The sequence below is a fragment of the Nonomuraea fastidiosa genome (genome assembly GCF_042751225.1).
GTDB classification, from domain to species: domain Bacteria; phylum Actinomycetota; class Actinomycetes; order Streptosporangiales; family Streptosporangiaceae; genus Nonomuraea; species Nonomuraea fastidiosa.
In genome coordinates this window covers 1960330-1979600 of record NZ_CP170570.1, presented here as the reverse complement: position 1 = coordinate 1979600, position 19271 = coordinate 1960330, and the positions used below count along the sequence as shown (strand labels likewise).

General features: G+C 71.0%; 15 protein-coding genes and 2 pseudogenes. 9 read left to right on the top strand and 8 right to left on the bottom strand.

Annotation, left to right across the window (positions count from 1 at the left end; translation table 11 throughout):
- Positions 1 to 24: 24 nt before the first annotated feature.
- Positions 25 to 1158 carry a fused response regulator/phosphatase gene (locus tag ACFMQL_RS08890; protein WP_364068916.1) on the bottom strand — a complete coding sequence of 378 codons (1134 nt, stop codon included), beginning with the start codon at positions 1156 to 1158 and terminating at the stop codon, positions 25 to 27.
- Positions 1159 to 1203: 45 nt separating this feature from the next.
- Entirely contained in the window at positions 1204 to 2133 is a 930-nt protein-coding gene (locus ACFMQL_RS08885; protein WP_364068918.1) for a LysR substrate-binding domain-containing protein, read from the bottom strand.
- A 133-nt stretch (positions 2134 to 2266) separates the two neighbouring features.
- Between ACFMQL_RS08885 and ACFMQL_RS08880 the strand changes: the two genes are divergently transcribed.
- The 5 genes from ACFMQL_RS08880 (at position 2267) to ACFMQL_RS08860 (ending at position 8407) form a co-directional block, all read left to right on the top strand.
- Entirely contained in the window at positions 2267 to 3016 is a 750-nt protein-coding gene (locus ACFMQL_RS08880) for a succinate dehydrogenase cytochrome b subunit (protein WP_364068920.1), read from the top strand.
- Complete coding sequence (locus ACFMQL_RS08875) at positions 3013 to 4935, top strand: fumarate reductase/succinate dehydrogenase flavoprotein subunit (RefSeq protein ID WP_364068922.1); 1923 nt, start codon at positions 3013 to 3015, stop codon at positions 4933 to 4935. Before ACFMQL_RS08880 ends, ACFMQL_RS08875 begins: the two co-directional genes overlap by 4 nt.
- Positions 4932 to 5672 carry a succinate dehydrogenase/fumarate reductase iron-sulfur subunit gene (locus ACFMQL_RS08870; protein WP_364068924.1) on the top strand — a complete coding sequence of 247 codons (741 nt, stop codon included), beginning with the start codon at positions 4932 to 4934 and terminating at the stop codon, positions 5670 to 5672. The genes ACFMQL_RS08875 and ACFMQL_RS08870 overlap by 4 nt, the downstream gene beginning before the upstream one ends.
- A gap of 511 nt (positions 5673 to 6183) precedes the next feature.
- A complete protein-coding gene (locus tag ACFMQL_RS08865) occupies positions 6184 to 6606 on the top strand; it encodes a hypothetical protein (protein WP_364068926.1) in 423 nt (140 codons plus the stop codon).
- Between the two features lie 334 nt (positions 6607 to 6940).
- Complete coding sequence (locus ACFMQL_RS08860) at positions 6941 to 8407, top strand: ATP-binding protein (protein WP_378785203.1); 1467 nt, start codon at positions 6941 to 6943, stop codon at positions 8405 to 8407.
- 120 nt (positions 8408 to 8527) lie between these two features.
- Here the strand turns inward: ACFMQL_RS08860 and ACFMQL_RS08855 are convergent, their stop codons facing one another.
- A complete protein-coding gene (locus ACFMQL_RS08855) occupies positions 8528 to 9148 on the bottom strand; it encodes a TetR/AcrR family transcriptional regulator (protein ID WP_364068930.1) in 621 nt (206 codons plus the stop codon).
- A gap of 79 nt (positions 9149 to 9227) precedes the next feature.
- Between ACFMQL_RS08855 and ACFMQL_RS08850 the strand changes: the two genes are divergently transcribed.
- On the top strand, positions 9228 to 10670 hold the full coding sequence (locus ACFMQL_RS08850; RefSeq protein WP_378785201.1) for a DHA2 family efflux MFS transporter permease subunit: 1443 nt from the start codon (positions 9228 to 9230) through the stop codon (positions 10668 to 10670).
- Here ACFMQL_RS08850 and ACFMQL_RS08845 read toward each other — a convergent pair.
- The 4 genes from ACFMQL_RS08845 to ACFMQL_RS08830 form a co-directional block, all read right to left on the bottom strand.
- A complete protein-coding gene (locus ACFMQL_RS08845; RefSeq protein WP_364068934.1) occupies positions 10616 to 11014 on the bottom strand; it encodes a hypothetical protein in 399 nt (132 codons plus the stop codon). The genes ACFMQL_RS08850 and ACFMQL_RS08845 overlap by 55 nt on opposite strands.
- 4 nt (positions 11015 to 11018) lie before the next feature.
- On the bottom strand, positions 11019 to 12173 hold the full coding sequence (locus ACFMQL_RS08840; protein WP_364068936.1) for an RtcB family protein: 1155 nt from the start codon (positions 12171 to 12173) through the stop codon (positions 11019 to 11021).
- A gap of 228 nt (positions 12174 to 12401) precedes the next feature.
- Positions 12402 to 13205, bottom strand: coding sequence for an SDR family oxidoreductase (locus ACFMQL_RS08835; RefSeq protein ID WP_378785198.1), 804 nt, complete (start codon positions 13203 to 13205; stop codon positions 12402 to 12404).
- Positions 13206 to 13300: 95 nt separating this feature from the next.
- Positions 13301 to 13921, bottom strand: coding sequence for a phosphotransferase (locus ACFMQL_RS08830; RefSeq protein ID WP_378785197.1), 621 nt, complete (start codon positions 13919 to 13921; stop codon positions 13301 to 13303).
- Positions 13922 to 14193: 272 nt separating this feature from the next.
- Between ACFMQL_RS08830 and ACFMQL_RS08825 the strand changes: the two genes are divergently transcribed.
- From ACFMQL_RS08825 to ACFMQL_RS08815, 3 genes and pseudogenes are all read left to right on the top strand, one after another.
- On the top strand, positions 14194 to 15882 hold the full coding sequence (locus tag ACFMQL_RS08825) for an ABC transporter transmembrane domain-containing protein (protein WP_378785195.1): 1689 nt from the start codon (positions 14194 to 14196) through the stop codon (positions 15880 to 15882).
- Positions 15883 to 15888: 6 nt separating this feature from the next.
- Positions 15889 to 16773, top strand: a pseudogene (locus tag ACFMQL_RS08820) (ABC transporter transmembrane domain-containing protein); the annotation flags it as partial.
- Between the two features lie 909 nt (positions 16774 to 17682).
- Positions 17683 to 18453 (top strand): annotated as a pseudogene (locus ACFMQL_RS08815) (ABC transporter ATP-binding protein); the annotation flags it as partial.
- A 117-nt stretch (positions 18454 to 18570) separates the two neighbouring features.
- Here the strand turns inward: ACFMQL_RS08815 and ACFMQL_RS08810 are convergent.
- Positions 18571 to 19188, bottom strand: a complete 618-nt coding sequence (locus tag ACFMQL_RS08810; RefSeq protein WP_364068946.1) for a VOC family protein — start codon at positions 19186 to 19188, stop codon at positions 18571 to 18573.
- Positions 19189 to 19271: the final 83 nt, after the last annotated feature.

The window sequence follows — 19271 nt, the reverse complement described above, 5'->3', positions numbered from 1 at the left end:
TTGGGGGAGGAAGCGGGTGGATGCTCACGTCTTCTTCCTCCTCAGCATGACCACGGCCAGGTCGTCGGTGAGGGTGCCGACCTGGCCGATCAAAGCGTCGAGGTCGGCGATGCCGTGCGCGCGTACCAGGCCGACCAGGCCCTCCACGCCGAGCATCCGGCCCTGCTCGTGCGCCGACGCCTCGATCAGGCCGTCGGTGTAGAGCATCATCGACCACTCCTCGCCCAGCGGCACGTCGATGACCGACCACGCGGCGTCGGGGAAGATGCCGAGCGGCGGCCCGGACGGCGTGCCGTCCACCACCTCGACCGTGCCCTCCCGCACCAGCACGGGCGGCGGGTGGCCGACCACGCGCATGGTGGCCTGGCGCAGATCGGGCGAGATCGTGGCCATGCACAGGGTGGTGAAGATCTCGGGCGCCTGGCGCTCGGCCCGCAGCAGCGCGTCCAGCGTGCGCAGCAGCGTGTCGCCGGTCTGCCCGGACAGCACCAGCGTGCGCCAGGCGATGCGCAGCGCCACGCCGAGCGCGGCCTCGTCGGGGCCGTGCCCGCACACGTCGCCGATCACCACGTGCACCGAGCCGTCGGGGGTCTGCACGGTGTCGAAGAAGTCGCCGGCCAGCGTGCCGCCGCTGCCGGGCAGATAGCGGGTGACGTGCTCGATCTCCCGCGTACGCAGCAGCGGATCGGGCAGCAGCGCGCCCTCCAGCCGCGCGTTCTCCTTGGCGGTCAGCTCCGCCTGGACGAGCTTGAGCTGCGCCACGTCGGCGCGCTTGCGCTCCATCGCGTACCGGATGGACCTGGCCAGCAGCCTCGCGTCCACGTCGCCCTTGACCAGGTAGTCCTGCGCGCCGGACTGCACGGCCGCGACGCCCACGTGGACGTCCCTGAGCCCGGTCAGCACCAGCACGGCGGTGAACGGCGCGAGCGCGATGACCTCCTCCAGCGCCTCCAGCCTGCTGGCGTCGGGCAGCGACAGGTCCACCAGCACGCACTGGATCTCGGGGGTCAGCTTCTGCCGCGCCTCGCTCAGGCTGCGCGCGCGGAAGATGCGGGGCGGCGCCGCCGCCTCCTTCAGCAGCTCTTCGACCAGGAAGGCGTCACCGTCGTCATCCTCGATGAGGAGCAACGTCAGCGTTTCGGAGAGATTGGCCGTCAAAACACCTCTTCGGGGAGTGCGGCGCCCAGGCGGTGCCCTTGGTGCTCATTCTGCGATGAGCTCGACCCCCTGCGGAAGCGTGCCGTCCCGGCCGGCCTCCACCACGTACGACAGCAGCGTCTGCCGGAACGCCTGCGCGGCGCTGGTCGGCTCCACGTCCTTGCGGTGCGCCAGCGCGATCGTCCTGCTCAGCCCCGGCGGCGCGAGCGGCGTGCCGCGCAGCCCCGGACGGCCGTCGAGCACCATCGACGGCACCACCGCCACGCCCAGCCCGGCCTCGACGAAGCGCAGCACCGCGTCCATCTCGCCGCCCTGCACCGCGAGCTGCGGCTCGAACCCGGCCTGCCGGCAGGCCGCGAGCGTCGCCTCGCGCAGGTCGTAACCGCGCCTGAACATCACCATCTGCCGGTTCCGCAGGTCTTCGATGTGCAGGTAGGGGCCCTTGAGCCGCTCGTGCACGGGCGCGACGACGACGAGGTTCTCACGCAGGATCTCCTCGGTGACCAGCGAGGGGTCGTCGCTCTGCAGCGGCATGATGATCAGCGACAGGTCGAGCTGCCCCCTGGCCAGCGCCTTGACCAGGTCACGTGAGCCGCCCTCCTCGACCAGCAGCTCGATGCCGGGGTACGAGCGGTGGAAGCGGGCGAGCGCGTCGGCCACCAGCCCGGCGCACAGCGAGGGCGTGGCGCCCAGGCGTACCCGGCCCCTGCGCAGCCCGGCGAGCTGGGCCACCTCCTGCCTGGCGGTGTCGGCGTCGGCCAGGATGCGGCGCGCCAGCGGCAGCAGCGCCTCACCCGCCGCCGTCAGCGTGACGTTGCCCCGGGCGCGGGAGAACAGCCGGGCCCCGAGATCCTCCTCCAGCGCCTTGATCTGCTTGCTCAGCGAGGGCTGCGCGACCCGCATGCGCTCGGCCGCCTGGGTGAAGTGCCGGGTCTCCGCGACCGCCACAAAGTACGCGAGCTGCTGGAACTGCATGTGATTTTCCTCGCATCCGCGCGTGACGGGAACTCCGAGAAAGCCTCATCTACCCGCATCATAGCCCTGAGCTATCGAAACCAGGTCCACGATGACTTGGACGGATCATTGCTGGATACCTAGCTTTTGGGATGTGACTGCCACGATAGAGCGCGGCTCCGCCACCGCGCCTGTTTCAGCCCCCAAGAAAACCCCGGCGGGCAAGAGGCCCGGCGGGTTCTTCAGTTCGTCCAACGGCAAGAAAGTCGTCATGGCCGTCACGGGCGCCGTGATGGTGCTCTTTCTCGTCGGCCATATGCTCGGCAACCTGAAGATCTTCTTCGGCCGTGAGTCCTTCAACGAGTACGCCCACGCGCTGCGCACGCTGCTCGAGCCCCTCGCGCCCTACCGCACGCTGCTGACCATCGTCGAGATCGTCCTCGTCGCCTCGGTCGCGCTGCACATGTGGGCCGCGATCTCGCTCTCCCGCCGCGCGGGCAAGGCCAGGCCGGTCAAGTACGTGACCAAGAAGTCCCAGGCGAGCGGCTACACCACGCACATCATGCGCTGGGGTGGCGTGACGATCGTGCTCTTCGTGATCTGGCACCTGCTCGACCTGACCTTCGGCGTCGTCAACCCCAAGGGCTTCGACTCCGAGCCCGCCGACCGGATGATCGCCGGCTTCGACGCCTCCCGGTGGTGGGTGACCCTGATCTACCTCGTCGCGGTCGTCATGGTCGGCCTGCACCTGCGTCACGGCATCTGGAGCGCCTTCCAGACGCTCGGCTGGGCCAACCGCAACCGCTACCGCGTCCTGCGCGCGACCGCCGGCGTCGTCTCGGCCCTGCTGGTCCTCGGCTTCGTGGCCCCGCCCCTCGCGATCACGTTCGGAGTAGTCAAGTGAAGTACACCGAAGGCCCCGAGATCCGGGACACCAAGGCTCCCTCCGGGCCCATCGAGGAGCGCTGGGAGAAGCGCAAGTTCAGCGCCCGCCTGGTGAACCCGGCCAACAAGCGCAAGCTCAACGTGATCGTCGTCGGCACCGGCCTGGCGGGCGGCTCCGCCGCCGCCACCCTCGGCGAGCTGGGCTACAACGTCAAGTCCTTCTGCTACCAGGACTCGCCGCGCCGCGCCCACTCCATCGCCGCCCAGGGCGGCATCAACGCCGCCAAGAACTACCGCGGTGACGGCGACTCGATTTACCGGCTCTTCTACGACACCGTCAAGGGCGGCGACTTCCGCTCCCGCGAGTCGAACGTCTACCGCCTCGCCCAGGTCTCGGTGAACATCATCGACCAGGCCGTGGCGCAGGGCGTGCCGTTCGCCCGCGAGTACGGCGGCCTGCTCGACACCCGCTCCTTCGGCGGCGCCCAGGTCTCCCGCACCTTCTACGCCCGCGGCCAGACGGGCCAGCAGCTCCTGCTGGGCGCGTACCAGGCGCTCGAGCGGCAGATCGCGGCCGGGACCGTCACCATGTACGCCCGCCACGAGATGCTCGACCTGATCGTCTCCGACGGCCGGGCGCGCGGCATCATCGTGCGCGACATGGTCACCGGCGAGATCGAGCGGCACTTCGCCGACGCCGTCGTGCTCGCCACCGGCGGCTACGGCAACGTCTTCTACCTGTCGACGAACGCCAAGGGCTGCAACACCACCGCCATCTGGCGGGCCCACGAGCGCGGCGCGTACTTCGCCAACCCCTGCTTCACGCAGATCCACCCGACCTGCATCCCGGTGTCGGGCGAGTACCAGTCGAAGCTCACCCTCATGTCGGAGTCGCTGCGCAACGACGGCCGCGTCTGGGTGCCGAAGCGCAAGAACGACACCCGCGCCCCCGGCGACATCCCGGAGGAGGAGCGCGACTACTACCTGGAGCGCATCTACCCCGCCTTCGGCAACCTGGTGCCGCGTGACATCGCCTCCCGCGCCGCCAAGAACGTCTGCGACGAAGGCCGCGGCGTCGGCCCCGGCGGGCTCGGCGTCTACCTCGACTTCCGCGACGCCATCAACCGGCTCGGCCGCGAAGCCGTCGAGAAGAAGTACGGCAACCTCTTCGAGATGTACGAGCGCATCACCGGCGAGAACCCGTACGACGTGCCGATGCGCATCTACCCCGCCGTCCACTACACGATGGGCGGCCTGTGGGTGGACTACGACCTGCAGTCCACCATCCCCGGCCTGTTCGTCATCGGCGAGGCCAACTTCTCCGACCACGGCGCCAACCGTCTCGGCGCGTCCGCCCTCATGCAGGGCCTCGCCGACGGCTACTTCGTGCTGCCGACCACCATCGGCGACTACCTCGCCGACGGCCCGTTCGGCGACGTGGACGAGGAGGCCGTGGCCGAGGCCGAGATCCGCGTCCGCAGCAAGATCGACCGGCTCATGTCCGTGAACGGCACCAGGACGCCCGACTCCTTCCACCGCGAGCTCGGCAAGCTCATGTGGGACTACTGCGGCATGGAGCGCACCGAGGAGTCGCTGCGCAAGGCCCTCGAGCGCATCCCCGAGCTGCGCGAGGAGTTCTGGAACAACGTCAAGGTGACCGGCACCGCCGAAGAGCTCAACCAGGTGCTGGAGAAGGCCGGCCGGGTGGCCGACTTCTTCGACCTGGCCGAGCTCATGTGCCTGGACGCCCTCGTCCGCACCGAGTCCTGCGGCGGCCACTTCCGCGCCGAATCCCAGACCGACGACGGCGAGGCGCTGCGCGACGACGAGAACTTCGCGCACGTGTCCGCCTGGGAGTACACCCCCGACGGGCCGGTCCTGCACAAGGAACCGCTCGAGTACGAGTACGTCAAGATGACCCAGCGGAGCTACAAGTGAACCTGACCCTACACGTCTGGCGTCAGAAGGGCCCTTCGGACGAGGGTCGCATGGTGACGTACAAGGTTGAGGACGTCTCCCCGGACATGTCGTTCCTGGAGATGCTGGACGTGCTCAACGAGCGCCTCATCCTCGAAGGCGACGACCCGATCGCCTTCGACCACGACTGCCGCGAGGGCATCTGCGGCATGTGCGGCATGGTCATCAACGGCGTACCCCACGGCGAGCAGCGCGCCACCACGACGTGCCAGCTCCACATGCGCCACTTCGAGGACGGCGCCGAGATCACCATCGAGCCGTGGCGCGCCGCGCCGTTCCCGGTCGTCAAGGACCTGGTGGTGGACCGCAGCGCGTTCGACCGCATCATCCAGGCGGGCGGCTTCGTCTCCGTACCGGCCGGGTCGGCGCCCGACGCCCACAGCATCCCGGTCCGCAAGGAGGACGCCGACGCCGCCTTCGACGCGGCCACCTGCATCGGCTGCGGCGCCTGCGTGGCGGCCTGCCCCAACGGCTCGGCCTCCCTCTTCGTCGCCGCCAAGATCACCCACCTCGGCCTGCTTCCGCAGGGCCAGCCCGAGCGCCTGTCCCGCGCCAAGGCCATGGTGGATCAGATGGACGCCGAGGGCTTCGGCGGCTGCACGAACACCGGCGAGTGCACCGCCGTCTGCCCGAAGGGGATCCCGCTGGACGCGATCGCGCGGATGAACAGCGACTACCTGAAGGCGAACTCCAAGTAGCCCTTTTCGCGTAAGGGGTGGGTGGGCCTGGCTCCACCCACCCCTTGCCCTTTTTCCGTGGTCGCCTGGCTGATTCCCGCCCTTGGTCCAAAGGGCTTCGCTTTGGGGGCGCTTAGCGCCGGGTGGGCAAAGGCTGTTTTGTTCTGTGGCGCCTGTCGGCGCACGCCTTCGGCTGGTGGTTCATCCCACCCCGTTGCCCGCCGATGCGGTGGGCCTGCGATGCCCACCCCGGACCGCGGGAGCGTCCCTTCGGAGGTGACCGGGGGAGTCCCTGCGGGTGTGGGCTGGGGGTGTTTCTGTGGGTAGTTGACCGAGGGAGTCCTTTGGGGGTTGGCCGGGCCGGGACGCTGGATGTCGGCTGAGGTGTCTTTGAGTGGTTGACCGCGGTGGGCCTTAGGGCTTCGGCCTGGGCCACGATCGCCGTGTCCGCCTTCGAGGACTATCGGCCGGAGCGGCCGTTCGGGCTGCTGCTCAGCGCGCAGGTCTGGCACTGGATCGATCCGGAGATCCGTTGGGAGCGGGCGGTCGCGGCGCTCGCTCCGGGCGGGGTGCTGGCTCTGTTCTGGAACGCGACCACCTCAAGGATCCCGAGCAGGCGGCCGAGGTGCTTGCCGCGCATCGCCGGTATGCCCCGCACATCACCCCTAAGACCGAGCCTGCCGACGACGGCTTGTTCTCCAGATCGTGGTGGTACACCGACCTGGAGAAGCTGCCTGAGTTCGGGGACCTGTCGACGCGTTTCTACCGGTCGGAGCGGACGCTCTCAGGGGCCGACTACGTCGCGTACCTGTCCACGCAGTCGGCCTATCGGATGCTCGACGACGCCACCCGCGCGGATCTCTTCGCTGCGCTCGAGGAGGCGGTCGGCGAGCAGGTGACGATGGGTGTCGACACCGCCCTGTACCTGGCCCGCCGCACGCGCTTCACCGGCTGAGTGTCCTCCCGGTCCGGGGCGCCGGCGGCCGATCCGGCTGTCATGGAGACAGCCGCCGGTCTGCTCACCTCCCGCTCCGCCTGCGTCCGTTCGGTCGTCGTCTCGTCCGTCGGCCGTCCGGGACCTCCATCGCCTGGTCACGCTGCTGGACCGCGAGCCGTGCGTGATGGGAGCCGACAGCTGGTCGAGGTCGAGCGATCGTCAGGGGCATGCGGCCAACCGGAGCCTCGGCCCCGAACCCCGATAGTCACGAGCAGTAGATGGCAGGGCTAGCAATGATTGTTATACCTATTATAGTTGCAGCCATCATTCTCAGCGTCAATAAGGGGCCATCATGGACAAGCCGGCGCGGTTGTTCGGGCGGGACGAGGAGTGGGCGGCGCTCGCCGACTTCGTCGAGGCGCCCACCGAGGGCGCGACGCTTGGCCTGGTCTACGGGCGGCGCCGCCAGGGCAAGACGCTCATGCTCGAACTCCTCGCCCAGGCCACGGGCGGTCTGCTGTTCGCGGCGACCCAGCAGAGCGAGACGCAGAACCTCGCCGATCTGGGCGCAGCCTACGCCGCCCATCGCGGGTTGCGGCAGCCGGTGTCGTTCCGCGACTGGCGGGAAGGGCTCGACGAGCTGCTGCGCCTCGGCGATGAGCGCGCCGTGCCCGTGATCATCGATGAGTTCCCGTATCTCATCGCCGCCACCCCGGCGCTGCCGTCGTATCTACAGCAGGCGCTCAGCCCCACGGGGCACGCCAAGGAGCGGACCCGCACGCGTCTGATCCTGTGCGGCAGCGCGCTCACCACGATGGCCGAGCTGCTGGGCGGGGGAGCACCGCTGCGCGGGCGGGCGGTGCTCGAACTGGTGGTGCGGCCCTTCGGGTTCAGGGACGCGGGTGCGTTCTGGGGGCTGACGGAGGATCCCGAGCTGGCCTTCCGGGTCCATGCGCTGGTCGGCGGCACTCCCGCGTACCGGGAGATGTGCGGTGGCTCGGGCCCGGACGGAGTCGACGCCTTCGACGGCTGGGTGCAGCGCCGGTTGCTGAACCCGGCGTCGGCGATGTTCCGCGAGGGCGGGCTGCTGCTGCGGGAGGAGCCGTCGATAGCCGACCCCACCTCGTACGCCGCCGTCCTGGCCGCCATCAGTGCGGGCAACCACCGCCGCACGGAGATCGCCGCCGCCTTGGGACGGCCCGTCAGCGCGCTGGGCCACCTGCTCTCCGGCCTGCGCGGCATCGGGCTGGTCGAGCAGGTGGAGGACGCCCTGCGGCAGAAGCGCAGCGTCTTCAAGATCGCCGAGCCGATCGTCCGGCTGCACCAGCTGGTCACGCAGCGGCGGGAGCCCGAGCTGGTCGCCGGCAAGGCGGAGCAGGTCTGGCGGTCGAGCGCCGACACCGTGGCGTCCAAGATCTACGGCCCGCACTTCGAGGATCTCGCCCGCGAGTGGTGCTTCCTGCACGCCTCGGCCGACACGCTGGGCGGATTCGCGAGCGCCGTGCGGCCCAGCGAGGTGAGCTGCCGGGCGCACCGGTGCGGGCACGAGCTCGATCTCGTGGTCACCGAGACGAACGCGTCCGAGGCCGACCGCATCATCGCCATCGGCGAGGCCAAGGGCACGCTGACTCCGATGGACGTTCCGCAGCTGCAGCGGCTTGAGCATCTGCGCGCGCTGCTGCCCGACGCCCAGGTGGACGCGCCGCCGAAATTGCTGCTGTTCGCCAGGGCAGGGTTCACGGGCGAGCTGGTGGAGGCGGCGCGGGGGCGGCGGGACGTGGAGCTGGTGGATCTGCGGCGGCTCTACTCAGGCGACTGAAGGCCCGGGTTTCTCCCGGTGCGCCGGTAACGATGAGGCGGTTCGGACCACTTCCCAGTGTCAGGAAGAACGGTGATCCGAACGAAGGGGCTGGGCGGTGGCGCCCTTAGCGGGGCGAGGTCAGGAGACGTCCCAGGCGCGGGCGAACGCGTCGACGGCCGCCTGCGCCATGGCGTCCAGCTCCGCCTCCGGCAGCGTCCGGGTGCCGAGCTGGGTGCGGGCCTCAAGAGGGCCGAGCAGCAGCGCGAGGAACTGTTCGGCGGCGAGGTCGGGGTCGCCGGCGCGGAGGCGGCCGGCGAGGGTGAGCCTGGCCAGCCGGTCGGCGAGCGCCCGGGTGAGCCGGTCGGGCCCGCTGTCCTTGACGATGTCGAGGATGTCGGGGAAGTGGGTGACCTCGGAGTAGAGCAGCCGCCGCAGCGCGCATGAGCGCCCGTCGGTGTGCAGCCGGAGCAGGCGGCCGGCCGCCTGCTGCAGGGCGGCGCGCAGGTCGTCGCCGGGGTCGGCGAGCGGTTCGAGCGCGGCGATGCGCTCGTCGAGCACGGCCCGCGCGGCGGCCTCCAGGGAGTGCCGGAACAGCGTGGCCTTGTCGGTCATGTGGTTGTAGACCGTCGGCTTGGCCACCCCGGCCTCGCGGGCGATGGCCTGCACGCACGCCTGCGCGTAGCCCTCACGGGCGAAGACGGTGAACGCGCCTTCCAGGATCGCCTGGCGCTTGTCGATCCGGCCGCGAGTGGTGCTCATGCCCTCGATTGTACTCAAGAGTTCAGATCGGTGAACGAGAGGGTTGTGTTCAGACGGATGAGGTCATTACGTTGAACCCATGAGTTCAAATGAAGACGGCCGGATGGACGGGCGGTTGCTCGCCACCATCGCCGTGGTGCTGCTCGGCGGCATGCTGGGCATCCTCAACAGCACGATGGCCGCCGTCGCCACCGAGAGCCTGGCCTCGATCTTCACGACCTCGCTGAGCACGGTCGGCTGGGCGTCCACCGGGTTCCTGCTCGCGGTGACGGCCACCATCCCGTTCACCACCTGGGCCGTCGACCGGTACGGCGGCAAACGGCTGTGGCTCGCCGGGCTCGGCGTGTTCATCGCCGCATCGCTGGCCGCCGGGCTGGCGCGGGACGTGGGCAGCCTGATCGCGTTCCGGGTGGTGCAGGGCTTCGGCGCGGGCCTGCTCGACCCGCTCGTGCTGATCCTGCTCGCCAGGGCGGCGGGACCGCGCAGGGCCGGGCGCGTGATGGGCCTCATGGGCGTGGTGCTGTCACTCGGACCCGTACTCGGGCCGATCGCCGGCGGGGCGATACTCGGATCGCTGTCGTGGCGGGCGATGTTCCTGCTCAGCGTGGCCGTCGGAGCCGTCGCGCTGGTGCTCGCCGTGCGCGTGATCCCACCCGACCCGCAGGAGGGCACGGATCCCGCGCGGCTCGACGTGCTGGGCCTCGCGCTGCTCGGCCCCGGGTTCGCGGCCGTCGTGCTGGGGCTGTCGCAGACGGCGGAGCAGGGCGGGTTCGGGGCCTGGCAGGTGCTGTTGCCGCTGGTCGCGGGGGCCGCGCTGCTCGTCGCGTACGGCGGGCACGCCCGGCGCGGCGAGCGCCCGCTCATCGACCTGGGGTTGTTCCGCAGCCGCGGCTTCACCGCCAGCGTCACGATCATGGGGCTCGGCGGCATGGGCCTGTACGCCGGTCTCTTCGCGCTGCCCCTGTACTACCAGCAGGCGCACGGGCACGGCGTGCTCGCGGCCGGGCTGCTCATGGCGCCGCTCGGGCTCGGCGGCTCCATCGCCATGCCGCTGGCCGGCCGGTTGTCGGACCGGCTGGGCGCGCGCGGCCTGGCCACGGGAGGCGCGGTCGTGGCGCTGCTCAGCGCGTACGGGCTGACGCTGATCGGACCTGGCACGCCCGAGGTGTGGCCCGCGCTGGCGGCGCTCGCGTTCGGCCTGGGCAGCGGCTGCTTCAGCGCGCCCACCATGGGCTCGCTCTACCGGACGCTCCCCGGGCCGATGGTGGCCCAGGGCAGCTCCGTGCTGTACATGCTCAACCAGCTCGGCGCCGCCCTGGGGGTCGCCGTCGTCACGCTCGTCGTCCAGACCGCGGCCGGGACCATGAGCGGGCTGCGCGGCGTGTTCTGGATCTCGTTCGCCACCGTCGCCATCGTCCTGGCGCTCATCCCGCTGCTGCCCGGCCGGGCGGCGGCTCAGGCGCCTGCTCAGGCGGAGGCCGGACGCTCCCGGATGAAACCCCACAAGAAGGGGATCAGGTAGTCCGGCGGCCCGCCCAGGAACGCGGTGAGGTCGTCCTCGGTGACCTCCAGCCTCATGGCGCGCCCCGGCCGTCCGGGGTCCCAGCCCTGCTCCAGCGCCCGCCTGATGGAGGCGGCCACCAGAGCGGGCGTGACCGGGATCGTGCGCCGGCCCAGCCAGTTGTCCGGCCGGGCGCACGGCAGCGACACCACCAGGAGGTTGCCCGGCGCCTCCGTCCGTTCGACGGAGAACGTCAGCGGCGTCCAGGCGTTGCCCTGGCAGGAGGACGGCTTGCGGCGCACCCGCCAGCGGTAGTCACCGCCGTCGACGGTGATGCGCCGCGAGCCCTTCTTCGGCATCGCCACCGGCTCACCCCTTGTAGTTGAAGATCTGGCGCAGCGTGTGCTGCACCTCGACCAGGTCCTGCTGGTCGGCCATGACCTGGTCGATCGGCTTGTACGCGTCCGGGTGCTCGTCCACCAGGGCCGCCGCCCGGTCGGCGTTCCAGGTGCGGCCGCTCATGGCCTCGGTCAGCGACTTCACCGACAGCTCACGCTTGGCCTTCGTCCGCGACATGCGGCGTCCCGCGCCGTGGGAGCACGAGTTGTAGGAGTCGGGGTTGCCGCGCCCGCGCACGATGTACGAGCGGGTGCCCATCGACCCCGGGATCACGCCCTCGTCACCGCGGTCGGCCTTGATGGCGCCCTTGCGGGTGATCCACAACGACTTGCCGAAGTGGGTCTCCTGCTGGGTGAAGTTGTGGTGGCAGTTGATCGTCCTGACCCGCTGCCCCTTGCCGACGACCTTGAACAGCGCGTCGATCAGCACCCGGTCCATCCGTGCGCGCGAGGCCATCGCGTAGCGCTGCGCCCACAGCATGTCCTCGATGTACGCGGTGAACTCCGGCGTGCTCTGCACCAGGTAGGCCAGGTCGGGGTCTTCGAGCCCGACCTGCTGCTTCTTCATCAGCTTCTTGGCGTTCGTGATGTGGTACTGGGCGAGCTGGTTGCCGATGCCGCGCGAACCCGAGTGCAGCACCGTCCAGACCCGGTCGCGCTCGTCGAGGCAGACCTCGACGAAGTGGTTGCCGGAGCCGAGGGTGCCGAACTGGTCGGCGACCTTCTTGGTCTGCTTCGGGCTGAGGTCGGTGTGGGGCAGGCCGAGGTCGCTCAGCGTACGGTCGATGCCGGGATCGTCGTGACCCTTGCCGACGCCGGCCGGGATGCGCCGCTCGACCAGCGGCATCAGCGCGGCGAGCGAGTCGGGCAGGTCGGCGGCCGTGAGCGTGGTCTCGGTCGCCACCATGCCGCAGCCGATGTCCACGCCGACGGCGGCGGGGATGATCGCGTTCTCGGTCGGGATCACCGAGCCGACCGTCGCACCGATGCCGACGTGAGCGTCCGGCATGAGAGCGACGTGACCGGCGACGAACGGCAGGCGGGCAGTGCGTGCGGCCTGCATGATCGCGCCTTCGTCGATCTCGCTGGCCCACGACAGCAGATTGGGTGCGGGCTGGTTCGGCATGAAAGGGATCTCCTCACTGAGTCGTGATCAGTGTGTCGTGACCAGAGAGGATTTCCCACCTATTTTACGGTTCGGGGGGTTGCGCGCCCGGGGGCGATCGCCGTACGGGCGCGCCGAAACGCCAGGTCAGGCTGTTGGTGGGGCGCCGCCCGCATGGGTGGCCGGCGGCCCCAGCGAAGCAAGCCCCCGTTGGGCGGTCCCGGCGAGGCAGGCTCCCGCTCGGCGGTTTCAGCGCCAGGCCCCTGCGGCGGCGGCCTCCCGCGCGTACCACTCGAAGGACTTCGGCGGGCGTCCCGTCACCTGCTCGACCGCGTCGGAGGCCGGCTGATCGCCGAGCGCGCGCAGCGCGGCGAACGCCTTCGCCGCCTCGATCGCCTCCTCCGCGAACTCGTTGACCGCGATGTAGTCCTCCTCGCCGCCCCGGTAGCGCACCTCACGGCCGATCGCGCGGCCGATGATCTCCGTGGCCTCGCCGAACGACAGCGCGCGCGGGCCGGTGATCTCGTACGAGCGGCCGGCGTGACCGTCCTGCGTCAGCGCCGCCGCGGCCATCGCCGCGATGTCGCCCGCGTCCACGAACGCCTGCCGCACCTCGCCGAGCGGCAGCACCAGCTCGCCCGCCATCACCGCGGGCCGCAGGAAACCCTCGTCGAAGTTCTGGTCGAACCAGCTCGGTCGCAAGATCGTCCACGCCGCGCCGCAGCCGCGCACGGTGCGCTCGGCGGCCAGCAGGCGCTCGTCACGCATCGCCTCGATGGCGCCGCTGGACAGCAGCACCACCCGCTCGACGCCGCGGCTCACGGCCAGCGACACGAACTCGGAGTCGATCGGGACGCCGTCGGGCGCCATGAGGTAGACGGCCGACGCGCCGGTGACGGCAGGCTCCCAAGTGGCGGGGTCGGACCAGTCGAACCTGGTCTCGCCGCTCCTGGACGCGGCCCGCACGGTGTGCCCGCCGGCCCGCAGGATCTCCGCAACGCGGCGGCCGGTGGAGCCGGTGGCGCCGAGGACAAGGATCACGCTTTCCGTCATGCCCGCACCTAAGCAAAGGCCACCGACAAAACCGCACAACCTGTGGCCTGGGCGGGGGTACTCCGTCCAGGCGGCGGTGGCGCGCGGCCGTGGGGTCACTCGTTCCAGGCGGTGGTGGCGTCGAGGCGTTCGCGCCACAGCTTCTCGCCCTCGCCGCCCGGCTCCCATCGGGCGCAGAAGTCGAGCAGGGCCTGGCAGCGGTCGATCATGGCGGCGTGGCGCTCGGGCCAGGCGGGGGCCGGTTCGCCGTACGCGGCGAAGAAGCGGGGCAGCAGCGGCACGTGATCGGGGTGGTGGCTGCGGACGATCCACTCCACCCAGGCGATGTCCTCGACCGGCCGCCCCGGGTGCGCCCACTCCCAGTCGAGTATCGCGGCCGTCTCGTACGTGGCCGGGTCGAACAGCATGTTCTGGGGCCCGTAGTCGCCGTGGACGATGCCCAGCCGGTGGATGCGGGCCAGCATCCGCCCGCACTCGGTGAACACCTCCTCGGCCCGCCCCTCGTCGAGGAGGTCCTGGCCGTGCAGGCCGTCGACGTAGCGGGTGGTCAGGCTGGTGGCGGTGACCTGGTGGACGCGGGGGACGGGCAGGCGGCCGCACAGGCGGCGCAGGTAGCGGCTCTCGGTGGTCAGCCTGAAGGCCGCCTCGGGACCCTGGTAGCACTTCACGACCAGGGCGCCGTCGCCGAACGTGCTGTTGGTGTACCCGTGCTTCACAAGGGTCGATTCTCGCCTACCCGTACCCCTGCCGGGCGCTCCGGCGCGCGATCCGGGCGGCCTCGATACACGATGTAAGAACGGAACAAATCGCCCAATAAGCCGGAAATCTCACGTGCTGCGGGGCTGGACGGGAAGAGCGCGGTGAAAGGCGTTCCGGGCGGGATGAGCACCATGTAAAGATCGCCGGGAGGACCCCTGCGAGGCTGTCCGTGTAACTGGATGAAAACGGTTTGCCGGTCCACGTGACGTCTTGTCAAGGTGGTCGGGCTATGCGCTCCCTTCCTGAGGCCGATCCCGGCGTGCCCGACATCCGCAGCCCGCTGCGCTACCTGTGGTGGAACGCCGGCCGCCAGGCGCCCTCCCTGCTCCTCGGCATCGGCTTCGGAGTCCTGTGGTGGGGGGTGCAGGCCCTCATGCCTGCCGTACTCGGGCAGGGCATCCAGGCCGTCACCGCCAAGGACACCTCGGCGCTGATCATGTGGTCGGCCGTGCTGTCCGGGCTGGGTCTCGTCCAGGCGTTCAGCGGGATCATGCGGCACCGCATGGCCGTCTACAACTGGCTCGCCGCCGCGTACCGCACCGTCCAGCTCACTTCCCGGCAGGCCGCCAGGCTCGGCGCCACGCTGCCCAAACGCCTGTCCACCGGCGAGGTCGTCAGCGTCGGAAACTCCGACATCGCCCACATCGGCGGCAGCATCGACATCCTGCTGCGCGGCAGCGGCGCGGTCGTCGCCATCGTCACCGTCACGGTCATCCTCCTGTCCACCTCGCTGCCGCTCGGCCTGCTCGTGCTGTTCGGGGTGCCGGTCATGGCTCTCGCCGTCTGGCCCCTGCTCCGCCCCTTGCACCTGCGCCAGCGCCGCCAGCGCGAGCTGACCGGCGAGCTGTCCACCCGCGCCGCCGACATCGTCGCCGGGCTGCGGGTGCTGCGCGGCGTCGGGGGCGAGCAGGTCTTCGCGCAGCGTTACCGCGAGGAGTCCCAGGAGGTGCGGCTGGCGGGCGTCCACGTGGCGCGTGTTGAGTCCGTACTCGAAGGCGCCCAGATCGTGCTGCCAGGACTGCTCATCGCCGTCGTCACCGGCATCGGCGCGAACGTCGCCGTCGCCGGCGACATCCCCACCGGGCAGCTCGTCTCCTTCTACCTGTACGCGGTCTTCCTCATCGGCCCTCTGCGCACCCTCACCGAGGCCGCCGACAAGCTCACCAAGGGCCACGTCGCCGCCGGCCGGGTGATCCGCATCCTGTCGATCCGCCCCGAGGTCACCGGCGGCAACGGCAGCAGCCCGGGCGGCGTACTGCGCGACTCTTACAGCGGAGTCACCCTCCAGCCGGGCTCGTTCACCGCCCTCGCCGCCGCCACCCCCGACGAAGCCGCCGCCATCGCCGACCGGCTCGGCCGCTACACCGAGGGCGACGTCACCTTCGGTCCCGCCGAACTGCGCACCCTCCCCGTCGACGAAGTACGCGCCCGCATCCTCGTCGCAGACAACGGCGCCCGCCTGTTCAACGGCCGCCTCCGCGACGAGCTCGACGTCCGGGGCGAGGCCACCGACGAGGACATCCACCGGGCCCTGCACGCCGCCTGCGCCACCGACATCGTCGAAGCCCTGCCCGACAGGCTCGACACCGAGGTGGCCGAGGCCGGGCGGGAGTTCTCCGGCGGGCAGCAGCAGCGGCTGCGGCTCGCCAGGGCCCTGCTCGCCGACCCTGAAGTGCTCATCCTCGTCGAGCCCACCAGCGCCGTCGACGCCCACAGCGAGGCCCGCATCGCCGAACGCCTCGCCGCCGCGCGCGCCGGACGTACCACGCTGATCTGCACCACCAGCCCCCTCGTGCTCGACCGGGCCCAGCACGTCATCCACGTCGAAGACGGCCGCGTGTCCGCCGAGGGCACGCACCGGCAGCTGCTCGACTGCTCGCCCGCGTACGCGGCGACCGTGACCCGCGGGGAGAACTGAACACCCATGGCACGCGAGATCCTGCCGGTCGCCGACCGCGAACAGGTGCGCGCCTACGCCAGGCGGCTCACCCTCAAATACCCGCGCGAGCTCGGCGTCGCCCTCCTCTTGCACGGCCTGGCCGCCGTCGCGGGCCTGCTCGCCCCGTGGCAGCTCGGCGAGCTGGTGCAGAACGTCCAGTACGGCGTCGCCGTCAACGTACCGCTCGTCGCCGCCGCCATCGGCGCGTTCCTGCTGCTCCAGGGCGTCCTCGTACGGTATGCCGTGCTCGCCTCCGCCAAACTCGGCGAGAAGGTGCTCGCCGAGCTGCGCGAGGAGTTCGTGGACCGGGTGCTCTCCCTGCCCCTGTCCACCGTCGAACGCGCCGGATCCGGCGATCTCATCACCCGCACTTCCCGCGACGTCGACGCCCTGTCGCGCACCGTGCGCCATGCCGTGCCCGAGACCCTCATCGCCATGGTCACGTTCGTGATCACGGTCGGCGCGCTGCTGCTCGTCAGCCCGCTGCTCATGCTCCCCATGCTGGCCGCCGGGCCCATCCTCTACATCGCCACCCGCTGGTACCTCGCCCGCGCCCGCGACGGCTACCTGCGCGAGAACGCCGCCTACGCCGACATCACCGAAGGGCTCGCCGAGACCATCGAAGGCGCCAGGGCCGTCGAAGCGCTCGGCCTGCGCGAGCGCCGGCGGGTGCGTACCGACCGCGACATCGCCCGCTCGTACGCCGCCGAACGCTACACGCTCGGCCTGCGCACCACCTGGTATCCCGCCGTCGAGCTCGGCTACGTCATCCCCGTCGTCGCCGCCCTCCTCGTCGGCGGCCTCTTCTACACCAGCGATTGGGTGACCCTGTCGCAGGTCACCACCGCCGCCCTCTACGCCCAGCAGCTCATCGACCCGCTCGACCGGTTCCTGATGTGGATCGACGAACTCCAGGTGGGCGGCGCGTCGATGGCCCGCCTCCTGGGCGTCTCCAACGTCCCGAATGACCGCCACCCCAAAGCATCGATCACTTCGCCCGCTGGCCCTGCCACAACCCCCACCGCCGGAGTTGGGGCGACTGGCTCGGTTGCGGCTCTTGCCGCCGGCGTGGGGACGACCACCCCGGCCGCCAGCACCGCTGCCGACGCAGCGACCGTCGCCACCGGTCCGACGCCTGCAACCGGCAGCTCCACGTCCTCGGCCGCTGGCGCGGGCATCGCAGCCGGATCGGCGACAGCCTCGCACGACACCGCCACTGGTGTGTCGGCCGCGCTCGGCAGCATCGGCGCCGGTCCCGTTTCCGCCCCCGACGACACTTCTGCTGTCGGTGCGCCCCCGGCCGCAGCCGCCGCCGACCGGACGTCTGCCACCAGCGCTGCGGCCGCTGCCACCGGTGCTGTGACCGCCGCCACGAGTTCGGCGACCGCCTCGAGCAGCACAGTCCCCGCCCTCGCCTCCGCTGGTTCTGCGGCCGCTGCCACCGGTGCTGTGACCGCCGCCACGAGTTCGGCGACCGCCTCGAGCAGCACAGTCCCCGCCCTCGCCTCCGCTGGTTCTGCGGCCGCTGCCACCGGTGCTGTGACCGCCGCCACGCGCCCGGCGACCGCCTTGAACAGCACAACCCCTGCCCTCGCCTCCGCTGATGTTGCGGCCGCTGCCACGGCTGACCGAGCGGCGACCGCCTCCGGCGAACCTGAGGCTTCAGCCGGACAGTCGGCAGGCGAGCAGGACTGCACTCTGGACGGACACGTGATGGCGGCTGCCGGCGGGTGGTCGGCGGACGAGCCCGGCGGCGCGTCGGGCGAGAGTGGTCTCGGTGAGCCGGAATCCGACGAGAACGTGTTGCGCGCTTCCGACGTCCGGTACGCCTACCGGGAAGGGCGCGACGTGCTGCACGGCGTGTCCCTGACCGTCCGGCCGGGGGAGCGGCTGGCCGTGGTGGGGCCGTCGGGGGCGGGTAAGTCCACGCTCGGACGGCTGCTGGCCGGCATCCACGGCCCCCGCACCGGGTCCGTCACCGTCGGCGGCGTGCCGCTGGTGGAGCTGCCGCTCGACGAGCTGCGCGGCCAGGTCGCCCTCGTCACCCAGGAACACCACGTGTTCAAGGGCACCATCCGCGACAACCTCATCATCGCCCGCCCGGACGCCGCGGACTCCGCGGTCGTCGCGGCGCTCAAGGCCGTGGACGCCCTCGACTGGGTGCTGGGCCTGCCCGACGGCCTGGACACCGAGGTCGGCTCCGGCGGCCACGCCGTGTCACCAGCTCAGGCCCAGCAGCTAGCGCTGGCCCGGCTCGTACTCGCCGACCCGCACACCCTCGTCCTGGACGAGGCCACCTCCCTCATCGACCCCCGGGCCGCCCGCGACCTCGAACGTTCCTTGGCCGCCGTCCTGGAAGGCCGCACGGTCATCGCCATCGCCCACCGCCTCTACACCGCCCACGACGCCGACCGGGTGGCGGTTGTCGAGGACGGCCGGATCACGGAGCTGGGCTCGCACGACGAACTGGTCGCGGCGGGCGGCTCGTACGCGGCACTCTGGCGCAGCTGGCACGGCAACCCCAACTCCAACCCCAGCACTGAGTCCTGATTCGGTCCTCGGTCCCGACGGTCCGCCTGCAGGTAGGCGGTCGAAACCAACCTGAGGAGTTCCGCGCTGCCTGCAAGGTCACCCGTGGACGGAACGGGGTCGGGCCCGGGTGCTGGGTCAGGTGAGGGTGAGGGAGCCGCGGTCGGTTCTCAGGACGGCGGTGAGGGTGGGGGTGGTGCCGTGGTCGAGGTCGAGGTCGAGGTGGACGTCCAGGGCCGAAAGGTCGCGGCGTATCGCCTCGGGGTCGGGATGGCGGGCGCGGAACGACGTCAGCTCGACCGTCGGCAGGCCCGTCTCCGTGGGATGGCGGGTGGCGCCCCAGTCGATGAGGAAGGGCACCAGGCCCGCCTTGGACGGTGGGGTGAGCCGCCAGCTCAGCAGCTCGCCGGAGGGCGTGTGGCGGGACATGTCCTGGGGGTCGCCGGGGTCGTAGCCCCGCTCGCGGGCACGGGCGACCGCCGCGTCGATGTCCGTCACCGCCGCCGCCCACGTCACCAGCCGTGCCATGGTGAGCGTGTCGATGCCGAACGGACGCGGCCCGGTCGGCGGCTCCTGCTCCGGATCCGGGCCGATGATCTCCAGGTACGCCCTGCCGCCCAGGCCGAGCAGCCGGTTGCGGGTGCCGAGCCCTGGATGTCGCCCGCCCTCCACCATCTGTACGTCGAGCTGCTGCTCGATCTCGGCCACGGTGGTGTCGAGGTTGGGAGTGGCGTAGACAAGGTGATCCAGCGTCATGTCTGCATTCCAACATCCCTTGATGGTGTGTCGGGGACCGGGGTGCCATCAGGGATCCGGGCGTCATCAGGGGATCGGGTGTC